The sequence below is a fragment of the Shewanella sp. NKUCC01_JLK genome, assembly GCF_019345615.1.
Classification (GTDB): domain Bacteria; phylum Pseudomonadota; class Gammaproteobacteria; order Enterobacterales; family Shewanellaceae; genus Shewanella; species Shewanella oncorhynchi.
Genome location: NZ_JAHKRD010000013.1, coordinates 1 through 12,487, shown reverse-complemented (window position 1 = coordinate 12,487; position 12,487 = coordinate 1). Strand labels below are relative to the sequence as shown.

Sequence of the window (12,487 nt, the reverse complement as noted above, 5' to 3'; positions counted from 1 at the left end):
CTGAGTTTGCCGAATGGCAGGAGGCTTTGCATCCACTTTAAAATGTCATTAGAGTAAGGACAACATTAGCGAATAGAGATAAAACCATGGAACCCGGTTTTTGGCATGAAAAGTGGCAGCAGCAACAGATAGGTTTTCATCAGCAAGACATCAATCCTTTCCTCGTTAAGTATTGGCAGCAGCTTGCATTACCCGCAGACACCAAGGTTTTTGTGCCCTTATGTGGTAAGTCGCTAGACATGTGTTTCCTCGCAGAACAGGGGCATCAGGTCATAGGTTGTGAGTTGAATGAATTGGCAGTACAGCAATTTTTTAGCGATAACCAACTCGAGATGACGCAAACGGCCGTGGGTGAACACCAGCATTATCAAACCGAACAGATCAGCTTGTATCAGGGTGATATTTTCACCCTACCTAAGACTATCACCCAAGCGGTGACGGCATTTTACGATCGCGCGGCTTTGATCGCATGGCCAGAAAGTATGCGTGCACAATATGCCAAGCAGTTAGCGAGCTTATTACCTAGCGGCAGTGTCGGTTTATTAGTGACTTTAGATTATCCGCAAGAATCCCTTATCGGCCCACCTTTTGCGGTATCCCCTACTTGGGTAGAGCAGCATCTGAGTGAGGATTTTGATATTGAAGTATTAGCGTCGCAAGATGTGTTGGCCGACAATCCACGTTTTATTAAGAAAGCCGTGCCTTGGCTTAATGAAGCGGCCTATTTGTTGAAACGTAAGTAGGCTTGACTCGGAAGTTGGATCTGTAACCCCATTGAATTATTCGCGGCTTTCGAGCTTGGAGTTCAGTGGGGCTTGTCATTAAAACATCATATCTAAAGATTAGGCTGGCAAGATTATTTAAGACGAAGTGGCGGATAGAAGGCTTTGTTGTCGCGGGACTTTTTTGGATTGAGTTTGCTTGAGCTGGATTAAGTTTGCTTGAGTCAGCGTGGTTTTAACTTGTCGGAACTTTGTTCGTGAGTGAGTTACCCTTTACCACACTATTCGCGATGAACTCTATGCGACTTCGTAATAATTAGGCTCAAGTTCTAGTTGATTTTGAATGATCTGCACCGCCATTCTGGCGCATTTACCACATTGATCGGCAACACCTAAGCGCTTTTTTACGTCAGCAAGCGAGCTATCGCCCTGGCTTACTGCGTTTTTAATTTGCGTATCAGTGATCGCATGGCAAAGACAAACGTACATATACTAGTCTCCAATCGAATTGCGCTAATTCTAAATGAAAACGCTTATCAAATGCAATCATGTTTTTTTGGGTGATTTTTATACTTTAACGCTTTTGTTACATGACGCACGTTTTATCGTCTATGCTAGGTGTGTTTTAGCACTAAAAAGCTAGGCAGTTTTAGAAGTAGGTTTAGGAATACAGAGTCAGGGTGATGATGCCTCACGGATGGATAACTCATGGATGAATAACGAAGAATTAATCAAAGATCCATAAGGTTTCATGAGAACTAATCTACCAGTTACACAGCGAGAATATGATTATCCAGCGGATTGGATTTTATTGTCGACCACGGATACTCAAAGTCATATCACTTACGCCAATCAATCTTTCTGTACCGTTGCCGGTTACGACCTCGATGCCATGCTAGGCAAGCCCCACAACATGGTGCGTCATCCAGATATGCCTCCGCAAGCGTTTGAAGATCTGTGGCGATGTATCAAAAAAGGCGAGCCTTGGAAAGGGATAGTGAAAAACCGCTGCGCCAATGGCGATCACTATTGGGTCGATGCCTATGTCTCACCGATTTCAGTTAATGGCAAAGTCGTCGAGTTTCAATCAGTACGCACTAAACCCACACGCGATCAGGTTAAGCGTGCAGAAATAGCCTATGCGGAGTTGAACAAAAAGGGCAGCGTTAGTGCGTTAAAACGTACCTTGGATATGCCAGTTAAATTGCTGTTACTCGCATTGGTTGCCATGCTACCTATGCTTTACCTTGCTCTGCAAATTGGCTTAATGGGCTTTATTGCCCTAGCGATAAGTGTCCTAGTATTGCTGGTGGGCGGCAATCTGGTGCTGAGTCGCTATTACGCGATAGTGGCTAAGGCAAAGCATATCTACGATAACCCCTTGATGGCGCATATTTATAGTGGAAGCAGTGATGATCTTGGCGCGATTGATTTAGCACTGCAAATGCAAAATTCAGAGCTTAAGTCGATTCTTGGGCGTGCATCGGATTCCTGTTATAACGTGTCAGAACAGGCCAAAATATCTGCCGCTAAGGGAAAACAAATCCAGAGTACCAGTCAGGCTCAACTGTCTGAAATAGAGCAAGTTGCTACAGCGATGCAGGAAATGACCGCCACATTAGGCGATATGTCCTCCAATTGTGCCGATGCGGCGAGTGCCACGCAAATGGCATCCGCTGAAACCATCAATGGTGATAAAACGGTGTCGAGCACTATTCGCTCGATTCAAGCCATGGCGGAGCAACTGCAACAAACGTCAAAAGTGATTACTGAGTTAGAAGCCCACAGTAAAGATATTGGCACAGTGCTCGATGTGATTCAGAGTATTGCGGGGCAGACGAATTTGCTGGCATTGAATGCAGCAATTGAAGCGGCTAGAGCGGGTGAGCAAGGTCGTGGCTTCGCTGTCGTTGCTGACGAAGTACGGGCGCTGGCACAACGTACTCACGATGCCACCAAAGAAATCCACAGTATGATTAATCTGTTGCAGCAGGGGACGAATAAAGCTGTTATCAGTATGCAGCAAGGAGTGGTTGCCGCTTCCGAATGTATTTCAACGGCGGATTTAGCGGGTACGGCATTACGTACGATTCGTGAGGCCATTTCGACCATTACCGATATGACGCACCATATTGCTAGCGCGGTTGAAGAGCAATCGAGTGTGGCAAATGAGATGAATCGCAGCGTGGTGAATGTGTCGCAATTTACCCATTCTAGTCATCAACTCGGCAGTGAAATGGTCGGCTTGAATGACGAAGTGACTCGCGAGATGGATTCTCACTCGGTATTAGTCGAGCAATTCTTAAAGCGCAGCTTTAGGATTTAACTGACTAAAATTTAAGATAAAAAAGGCAATAGTCTGACTATTGCCTTTTCTTTTACTGATTTCTAACTCAATTTCTTATCTTTGATCTAATAACCTTTACTAAAGTCGACTCGATTCTGCAGTGGCTCACCCATGATGTAGCGGCGATAGTTTTGGCTAAAGATATCGACGATTTGTGCAGGATGGCTTGGCGCCGAAATATGCGGCGTGATCACGACATTTTCCCGTTCCCAAATAGGATGGCTATTGGGCAAAGGTTCCTGAGCAAATACATCGAGGATCGCTTGCTGACTAGGATTAGCGATAAGCTGGGTATTTAGCACATCGAGATCGAGTGCATCACCGCGGCCAACATTAAACAGCACTGCATCAGTTTTTAACATAGCTAACATGTCAGCATTGAGAAGATTGTACGTTGCAGGAGTGCTTGGCAGTAGATTTGCAACCACATCTGCCTGTGTCAACACTTGGCCTAAATTGGCCATAGCTTCTATGATATCAAAACCTTCTACGGCATTACCGCTGCTATTGATACCAGTAACATGCATGCCAAAGTGTTTTGCCGTTTTCGCTAAATGCTGGGCAATTGAGCCTGTACCGAGTAAGAGTAATCGCATGCCCTGTAAACTTGAGTGGCGCTGCTGGGGTTGAATCAGCCACTGTTTTTGTCCTTGTTGCTGGCGATAAAAACGATGGCCGCGGATATGCGCGAGTAAATAGCCGAATAGATACTCACTCATCAGCGGGCCGAAAATGCCTTTAATATTGGTGAGTTGATAGTCTTTTCTGCCCCTTGGACTCATCAGAGCATCTATACCAGCAAAGCTTGATTGTAGCCATTGCAGATTTTTAGCATGGGGCAATAGGGGCGCGGCGAGTTTCGGTTCGGCTAACCAAATATCTGCTTCAATTATGCCCGCTGGATTATCATCGAGTATCTCTAAATCAGGGAGTTTCTGCGCCTCAATCAAATCGCGGTACTGTTGATTTGCCTTTGTTAGCAAGAGTAACTTGTGCCCCATGGCGTCTCCCTTTATGCTTGGTTATTGTTATTTTTCAATACGCTGTCGCGGCCACGCTGATGGATTGCGCTGCATCTTTTTAGGTTAAGTCTATGTTTGATCAATTAGTCGCCATTATTGCCCAGTTAGGTAATATGCTTCGCCCTTGGGCCTTCGATATTGCTACCGCTATGGTGGTGTGTCTTATTTTGGTTTTTTCAGCGGATGTAAATCGTATCTTAAGGCGTCATTTGTTGGGGCATTCTTTTGTGCTGCGAACATTTGTTTTTATTATTGTGAATGCCTTTGGCTATGGACTATTGATCGTGAAAGCCACGCCTTGGGTGGCAAGACACATAGTGGCTATGCCATCCCATTGGATGTTTCTGTTAATTGTGGCCATGTTTATTTTTATCGGTTATTGGGCTCAGCGAAATAGCCAAGCTTAATAGCGTTATTATTTTTGCCGTTACTCAAAGTAGCCAGAGTAATCGGCCATTGCCTTTTGAGTTAAGGCTTGCATGGCGCGATCGGGGTAATTGCTGAACACGCCATCGACGCCTATCTGCTTAAGTGCATGAATATCATCAATATGATCGACAGTATAAACATAAACCTTGGCACCTCGGTTATGGGCGTCGTCTACTAGCGCTTGGCTGATAAAACTCACATCTAAATGCAATGAATAGGCATTCAGTTCGCTTACCACGGCAGCCCCATCGAGTGGAATACTGGCAAGCAATGGTGCGACTAACACATCCGGCAACGCCTGTTTAAGTTCATGTAGATAGGGGTGATTAAAAGAAGATATCAGTAACTGCTCCTTCGTAAATCCAAGCTGACTCATAGCCTTTGGGTATAAGTCGATTAACGGCGTGACGGTATTAATGCCTTTTAACTCTATATTGACTATGCAGCGCCCCGCAATCAGCTCAAGTACTTGCCATAGCGTCGGAATGGATTCACCTTTCACATTGATGCTTGCTAGATAGTCCTTGCTCACTAAGTGAATGACGCCCGTGCCCGAGCTTTTATTATCGAGTCGTCTGTCGTGAAACACGACTAACTCACCTTCGACATTATGTACATCGAGTTCGACGGCTTGCGCACCCAATTCTAACGCTTTAGCCATGGCGGCTAAGGTATTTTCGGCCTGATAACCGCTGGCGCCGCGGTGAGCAAAAATAAGCATGGTCTGCGATCCTATTAGCTTCTAATAATGCCTTGTTGCTCGCGATTTTGACCATTCTTAATATGGATTTCCATCTGCGGGTAGGCGAGTTCGAGATTGTTTTCTTTGAGTTTTTTAGTCACTCGTTTATGTAAATCATGGCGTAGTGGCCAGCGTGCCGACATATCTTTCGCATAGGCGCGCACTTCATAATCTTGGGTATGTTTACCAAAGCCGGCAAACCAGACTTCAGGTTCTGGGCTGGCAAGTGCATCTTCACACTCTTGCACCGCTTGATACAGGGTCGCTTCAACTTTGGCAGGGTCTGAATCCCGCGCCACCGACACATAAACAATGACCCGAGTAATAGGATCTGACAAGGACCAGTTGATCAGTTGCTCTGTGATAAAGGCCTTGTTCGGGATGATAATTTCCTTTCTATCCCAATCAATAATGGTGGTCGCCCTAATTTGGATTTTACTGACTGTCCCCGTTAAATCACGAATTGTCACTGTGTCGCCAATCCGCACGGGTTTCTCAAACAAAATGATCAGACCCGAAATAAAGTTGGCGAAAATTTCTTGCAAACCAAAACCTAAACCGAGAGACAGTGCGGCAATCAGCCATTGTAACTTAGACCATTCCATCCCGAGATTAGAGAAGCCGATTAATAGGCCGAGGAAAACCACCAGATAACGACTGACGGTTGTGATCGCAAAACCCGTGCCGGGCGAGAGATCAAGCCTTTGCAGGATCATTAGCTCAAGTAGGCCGGGTAAATTGGTGGCAATCATTAACGAGAAACCCACCACTATCAGCCCAAACATCAGCGACTTCATGGTAATGGGCAATTGTTGCTCTAAGCCATTCACACTGGTATTGGTCGTCCATAGCGTAATACCATCGAGGAAGGAAAACAGCGCCGTATGGGTTTGAGTCCACAGACCAATCAAACTGGCTAAAAAGGCCAATAACAAGAGTGAACGCACTAGGCCAAGGGATTGGCTCGAAATGGTTTCGAGATCGACTACGGGTTCTTCGTAGGTATCGAGTCCATCGACGGAAGGGTGATGCGTTTCGCCTTTTTCCCTTTGTGCTAAGCGCTCTGCACGTTTTGCCTTAGCGCGATCGAAGGCGATACGGCGGCGTTCGATTAACATCCACCGTTTGATCAATTGGTATAAGAGCAAGAAACCCAGACCCAGCACGATAGATAATTGCAGTTGTAACAGCATTTGGAAAGCGGTGAAGTAGTAACCCCTAAAGGCTAACACTGCGCTTAAAAGCGGCACAGAAATCAGCAAGGTCCAGAGCATTTTCTGAATGAGTTTTTTGTTTTTACCGTCTTTTTTTGCATCTGAGTTTTTACGGCTCAGGATTAAAATATCTTTGTATAACAAGAATAAAACGATACAGAAAATAATGAATGCGCCGCGGCCTATGCTATTACGCACCAGTGATGTGTCGAGTACTTCGGTAAAGCCCATCAGACCCAATAATGGGCTAGCAATCAGCACAAAGTGTCTGAGCCGTGATTGTCCCGCTTGGATGAGTTTTGAGGGGCGTTTGAAATGGCCCACGAGTACGCCTTTGTCGAGTGTCAGAATAAAGATAAAGCGATATAAGAGATACACTAAACCAATCGCCAGTGTGCCCATACCCACTGCTTGCACAAAATTGCGATCGGAATGATAGAAAATCAATCCCGCCATGATCACTGGGAAAGGTTTTATCAACGCATAGCAGATACTGCAGGCGAGCGCTTTGAGAGTGTAAATGAATTTATCTTGGGTCACATTGCCCACATAAGTGGTGTAATGATTTAGCAAGCGATTGAATTTAGGAGTGATCAAGTCTTGTACGACTAAACACAGTACCAGCAATATGATCCACCAAGACCAATAATCATTTTGTTCATCCCAGGCTTTTCCCAGTTCATCCCACTGTGCTTGTTGCACAAGCCAAACCGTGCTGCGCTCAAGATCCGTAAGCCATAACTTACTGATACTTGCAGCGTTAGGCACCCAGAACAAATGTTCGTTAAGGGTATTTTTGAGGGTGAGATTCTGTTGGCTCAGTTGTTGGTAATTGACCTTCAGCTTGCCTAATTCACTCAAGTATTGGTCATAGCTTTGCATCAACTGCGAGATCAAACTCTGTTGCGAGTGTAAGAGCTTAATCTGCTGCTCATTGTATAAGCCGGGTTGTTCTAATTCTTGCTCATTGAGGGCTTGTTGTTGCTCTAAATGGTATCTGTCTAAGCGCGCATCGGCGATCAGCGTTTGCAGTTTTTCGTGATTCGGTGGTTTAGGCAGTGATTGCAACATCTGCAAAAAGCGCTCACCAAAGGCGGAGTTCATTTTGACCCAAGTGATCTGCTCTTGGATGTTTGCCAGTTGTTTGGCTTGGGATTGATATTGGGTTTCAGCCTGTTCCTGCTGTTCGACCACATTATTGATCTGCAGAGTTAACGTTTGCAGCTTTTGGCCGTAAATCTGGTTAGTGTCGGCAATATTACGGGTGATAGGATCGATGACTTTTTCGGTATTAACTAAGTTTTTGGCTAGGGTGGCATCCGTTTGTTGCTGACGTTGTTTATTGATTGCCTTGTTGATGGTTTCGATCAAGGCTTCTTGCTGCACCAGTTGTTGGCGGACTAGCTGTAATTGCAATTGCGTCAGTTCAATGCGTTTTTGGCTGCTGGCAAGTTCTGCTTCATCGGTGGCAAGGCTTTGTTCAAAGAAGAGTCGTTGAGTTTGCTGTAACTCTCCCGTTGGGGTATCTAGCGGGGCGAGTTCTGCTTTTTTGTTTTGGGCGACAGTTTGCCTCGCGCTGGCGATAACTGTAGGTAAGTCATTGTGACGTAGCAATAAATCGTTAACTTGTCGGCCAAGGGTGGATTCGCTTTCTTTAAGTTCAGACAAGCGAATATAGGCCATGGAAGCCTGCTGGCTGAGGTCAGTACCTTTTTCCAGAGATAAAGGCTTATAGGCGTCTTTCAGTGCTTGGTTAGTGCGCTTCTTATGTTGCTCAAAATCAATCTGCGCTTGTTGGAAACTGGCTGCGTTGGCGGCGAGTTTTTCTATGTTAATTTTTAGTTCGTTAATTTGTTCGTCAATGCTGAGATTTTGTTGCTGATCTTGCTTGTTCATGCCAAGACGTTTGTCCAACTGCAAAGGCGAATTGGCAAGTGCGGAAAATGTGAAAAAAGCAATAATGAACAATAAAATACGTGGCATATAGGCTAAAGACATTTAGGGGCGAAAGACGCTCCATATTAGCCAAATTGCGTTGAGATTGGTATATTTCAGGCGTTCTTTTTTCGCCGCTGTGACTGGTGCGATTGATGGGTTTCGAAGATGGCGGTAGCGACTATGATAGTGCCACCAATTAGGGTGTTGAGATTGAGCTCTTCACCTAAAATGATCAGCGCTAACATGGCGCCATAAAAGGGCTGTAAGCAAGAGACTAGCCCAACCGTTTTGGCGCTGAGTTGCCTCAGCGCAGAAGTAAATAGCGCATGTGGCGCAGCGGTAAAGACGACGCCGAGTAAAATAATTAATCCCCACACTTCTAATGAGATACTGACCAGCTCCGTTTGGTGCCACGGCATCAAGAACACCACGGCGACCAAAGTTTGATAGAACATGGCATGGGGGCCGCTGTACTGGGAAAAGTAGCGTTTGTGCAATAAGTTACGGATGGTGAACAAGATGGCGGATACTATGCCGATGGCAATCCCTAGCGTAGTGTCGTTACCTAAATTGGCTTCAGGGATGAGTAATATCACCCCAATCAGCACTAACACGCCACTGAGCATATCGTGTAATTTTATCTTATTACCTGTCAGTAACGGCTCAGCAATGACTGTCATCACCGGATAGGTGAAAAACGCTATCATGCCAATGGCGACCGACGATAATTGCATGGCCGCAAAATAAGTCACCCAATGCAGGCTGACGATAACCCCAAGCCCGATTGCGACTAGATAATCTTGTTTGCTTGCCAGCGTTAAACGTTTGCGGCTGAATTTCACCAGCAAACCTAACACAGTGGCTGCGACGATACAGCGTAGGAAGGTGATGTCCAGAGCACTGAGTGGGATTAATTTAGAAAACAAAGCTGTGCCGCCAAATAGCAGCACAGCCAGATGCAATTCAATTAATCCCGAAGGTTTAGCAGAACTCAAGAAAACTTAATCCGCTTGCTTAACGTCTTTCAGGTTAGCGAAGGCTTGTCCCATACGTGTTACTGCTTCGGCTTCAACACCTTCAGCAAAGGTCGCGATAGCGTCTTTGGCAAACAACATCACCACAGTACTGCCTAACTTGAAGCGACCCATTTCTTCGCCTTTGTCTAAGGTGATGGCATCTGGGCCTTGGGTTGGATATTCCCAAGTGAAGACTTGCTTACCTGTCGGCGGCGTGACTGTGCCAGCCCATACGGTTTCAATACTGGCAACAATCGTTGCGCCAACCAATACCATAGCCAGTGGACCTAATTCGGTTTCAAAAATCGCCACAACGCGTTCGTTACGGGCAAACAGACCGGGTACGTGTCTCGCCGTTAACGGATTCACCGAAAACAGTTCTCCAGGTACATAGGTCATTTTTGATAATGTGCCTTTAATCGGCATGTGGATACGGTGATAGTCTTTAGGCGCCAGATAGATAGTCGCAAAATCACCGCCTTCGAAGCGTTTAGCATCTTCGGCTTGATCGCCAAGCAAAGTTAACGATGAATAGTGATGACCCTTAGCTTGGAAGATGCGACCGTTTTTGATGGGGCCTAACTGACTTACCGCACCATCGACGGGATGCACCATGATATCGGCGTCCATATCTAACGGACGAATACCGGGTTTAAGGGCGCGGGTAAAAAAAGCATTAAAGCTTTTATAAGCTTCTGGTTCGCTCTGCGCCGCTTCGCTCATGTCGATTTTATATTGTTTGATAAACCATTTGATGGCGGCAGTGGTCAAGGCGCCAGCTTCGGCTGCAGCGAGTTTACCCACTAAACGAGATAATAAGTGTTTCGGCAGCATGTACTGCAGCGCTATTTTGACTTTATCCAATTTCAATTCCTTTTCTTACTGCTCAATCTTTGCTGAGACTGTTGTTATTTATCAATAAGTCGTTATTCGTCAGTGGCCGCGCGGAAATGGCGGGCATGACGTTGTTCATCTAAGCTGGCGATAATTTTATGGTAATTATTAAAGCGATCTGCGCTGATCTTACCTTGGCTCAGGGCTTCTTGAAGTGCACAGCCGGGATCGTCACCGTGTTTACAATCGCGGAATTTACATGCGCCCAGATATTCGCGAAACTCGATAAAGCACCAGCCGACACGTTGTGCAGGAAGATGCCATAGAGCGAATTCGCGCACGCCCGGGGAGTCAATCAAATCGCCACCACTAGGCAAGTGCAACAGTTTAGCTGTGGTAGTAGTGTGTTGACCTAAACCTGAGTTGTCGGAAACATCGCCGATAATAAGCTCTGCATCGGGTAGTAATGCATTGATGATTGATGATTTACCCACACCAGATTGACCGGCAAACACGCTGACTTTATCTTTGAGTATGCCTTTGATGGTATCGATACCATCGCCAAGCTTGCTGCTGACCTTATAAACCGGATAGCCAATGTCTTTGTAGCGCTGTAGCGCTTCGTCGATTGCCTGCGCTTCATCGGGATTGAGCAAGTCAATTTTATTCAAAATGATGATAGGCGGAATATCGGTATCTTCGGCAGCCACTAAATAACGGTCGATGATCTGGGTGGTAAAGCTGGGTAATACCGAGGAGACAATCAAAATCTGGTCGATATTCGAGGCAATGATTTTCACGCCATCGTATAAATCTGGGCGTGTAAGTGATGAGCGACGTGGATGAACGGCTTCAACAATACCTGCGATGCCGCTATTGGCTTGGCTCTCAATGGCTAAGCGTACGATCACTTTATCGCCAGTCACTAAACTTGTGACGGCACGGCGAATATTACAGCGCACAATTTGGCCGCTTTCAGTTTCTATGTCGGCATGTTGGCCAAAACGTGAAATCACAGTACCGGGCTGTTCTTGCCCCAATGAACTATCCTGTAACTCTGGCGTATTTTTATCGCCACTGTCACGATTGAGTCGCTTCTCGTGATTAGCGCGCATACGGCGTAATTGACCTTGGCTTAGGGGTTTCTTTTTACTCACTGATTCGTCTTCGTCAATTAGGTGATTTTTTGTGTCGGAAAAAAGCAGTATGATACACGCTCTTGAATAAAAAAGCCTGAATTTAGGCTAACTGACATGATAAGGCTGATTTATGACGGCAGATGTAAATAATCTCATTTGGATCGATTTGGAAATGACAGGGTTAGAGCCCGACGTCGACAGGATCATTGAAATTGCCACTTTAGTGACAGATCAAGAACTCAATATTATCGGTCAAGGTCCGGTTATCGCGATTCATCAGTCAGATGATGTGCTGGCCGCCATGGACGATTGGAATCAAAAGCATCATGGTGAGTCTGGGTTGATTGATCGCGTTCGTGCTAGCCAAGAAACCGAAGCGCAAGCCGTGGCTAAGACTATTGCCTTCTTAGAACAGTATGTTCCTAAGGGTGCTTCTCCAATGTGTGGTAACAGCATTGGTCAAGATAGACGCTTTTTAAATCGTTATATGCGCGAGCTGGAAGATTATTTCCACTACCGCAATGTGGATGTCAGTACGATTAAGGAGCTAGTGAAGCGTTGGAGTCCAGAAACGATGGACGGTTTTAAGAAGCAAAATACTCACCAAGCACTGCAGGATATCCAAGAGTCGATCGCTGAATTGCAGTATTATCGCAGCAAAGTATTTAAAATTTGACCGATCAGTAGATAAATATGCAAGAAGGGGTTGCAGCCGCATGAATTTTTCATATAATGCGGCCTCAACTTTTTGATGCGAACAGAGATGTACGGTCATTTAGATTGAATGCGACATTAGCTCAGTTGATAAAGGTTAAAGGCGATACCTTTGTTAATGTTGAAGGCAAATGTAGCAGCGATGCAAAAAGCGACATTAGCTCAGTTGGTAGAGCGATACCTTGCCAAGGTATAGGTCATCGGTTCGAACCCGATATGTCGCTCCAAATTAAAATTTAGTGATTTGCCAAATCATTAATACAGATTATGCGACATTAGCTCAGTTGGTAGAGCGATACCTTGCCAAGGTATAGGTCATCGGTTCGAACCCGATATGTCGCTCCAAATTAAAACTTAGTGATTTACCAAA

At 45.5% G+C, this 12,487-nt stretch carries 11 protein-coding genes and 2 tRNA genes; 6 read left to right on the top strand and 7 right to left on the bottom strand.

The window, feature by feature from the left end:
* Positions 1-86 precede the first annotated feature (86 nt).
* Entirely contained in the window at positions 87-743 is a 657-nt protein-coding gene (locus KO537_RS14810; RefSeq protein ID WP_173247576.1) for a thiopurine S-methyltransferase, read from the top strand.
* Between the two features lie 276 nt (positions 744-1,019).
* On the opposite strand, the gene KO537_RS14805 is transcribed toward KO537_RS14810, so the two are convergent.
* Complete coding sequence (locus tag KO537_RS14805; protein WP_076498521.1) at positions 1,020-1,211, bottom strand: bacterioferritin-associated ferredoxin; 192 nt, start codon at positions 1,209-1,211, stop codon at positions 1,020-1,022.
* Positions 1,212-1,473: 262 nt separating this feature from the next.
* Here KO537_RS14805 and KO537_RS14800 point away from each other — a divergent pair, with 262 nt between their 5' ends.
* Entirely contained in the window at positions 1,474-3,048 is a 1,575-nt protein-coding gene (locus KO537_RS14800; RefSeq protein ID WP_173496266.1) for a PAS domain-containing methyl-accepting chemotaxis protein, read from the top strand.
* An 86-nt stretch (positions 3,049-3,134) separates the two neighbouring features.
* On the opposite strand, the gene KO537_RS14795 is transcribed toward KO537_RS14800, so the two are convergent.
* Positions 3,135-4,070 (bottom strand): D-2-hydroxyacid dehydrogenase, encoded by a 936-nt coding sequence (locus KO537_RS14795; protein WP_219234752.1) that lies wholly within the window; start codon positions 4,068-4,070, stop codon positions 3,135-3,137.
* A gap of 92 nt (positions 4,071-4,162) precedes the next feature.
* Here KO537_RS14795 and KO537_RS14790 point away from each other — a divergent pair, with 92 nt between their 5' ends.
* Entirely contained in the window at positions 4,163-4,498 is a 336-nt protein-coding gene (locus KO537_RS14790; RefSeq protein WP_113939153.1) for a DUF3392 domain-containing protein, read from the top strand.
* Between the two features lie 20 nt (positions 4,499-4,518).
* Here the strand turns inward: KO537_RS14790 and KO537_RS14785 are convergent, their stop codons facing one another.
* The 5 genes from KO537_RS14785 to rsgA form a co-directional block, all read right to left on the bottom strand.
* Positions 4,519-5,241, bottom strand: a complete 723-nt coding sequence (locus KO537_RS14785; protein WP_219234751.1) for a glycerophosphodiester phosphodiesterase family protein — start codon at positions 5,239-5,241, stop codon at positions 4,519-4,521.
* A gap of 14 nt (positions 5,242-5,255) precedes the next feature.
* On the bottom strand, positions 5,256-8,459 hold the full coding sequence (locus KO537_RS14780) for a mechanosensitive ion channel domain-containing protein (RefSeq protein ID WP_219234800.1): 3,204 nt from the start codon (positions 8,457-8,459) through the stop codon (positions 5,256-5,258).
* Between the two features lie 68 nt (positions 8,460-8,527).
* Positions 8,528-9,409: a DMT family transporter gene (locus KO537_RS14775; RefSeq protein WP_219234750.1), complete on the bottom strand. Its 882-nt coding sequence runs from the start codon at positions 9,407-9,409 to the stop codon at positions 8,528-8,530.
* Positions 9,410-9,415: 6 nt separating this feature from the next.
* On the bottom strand, positions 9,416-10,294 hold the full coding sequence (gene asd / locus KO537_RS14770) for an archaetidylserine decarboxylase (protein ID WP_028761759.1): 879 nt from the start codon (positions 10,292-10,294) through the stop codon (positions 9,416-9,418).
* Positions 10,295-10,356: 62 nt separating this feature from the next.
* Entirely contained in the window at positions 10,357-11,421 is a 1,065-nt protein-coding gene (rsgA, locus tag KO537_RS14765; RefSeq protein ID WP_105250279.1) for a small ribosomal subunit biogenesis GTPase RsgA, read from the bottom strand.
* A 112-nt stretch (positions 11,422-11,533) separates the two neighbouring features.
* Between rsgA and orn the strand changes: the two genes are divergently transcribed.
* The 3 genes from orn (at position 11,534) to KO537_RS14750 (ending at position 12,462) form a co-directional block, all read left to right on the top strand.
* The gene (gene orn / locus KO537_RS14760; protein WP_131523968.1) at positions 11,534-12,079 is read left to right on the top strand and encodes an oligoribonuclease; all 546 of its coding nucleotides are present in this window, start codon (positions 11,534-11,536) and stop codon (positions 12,077-12,079) included.
* Positions 12,080-12,268: 189 nt separating this feature from the next.
* A tRNA-Gly gene (locus tag KO537_RS14755) sits at positions 12,269-12,344 on the top strand.
* Positions 12,345-12,386: 42 nt separating this feature from the next.
* Positions 12,387-12,462, top strand: a tRNA-Gly gene (locus KO537_RS14750).
* Positions 12,463-12,487: the final 25 nt, after the last annotated feature.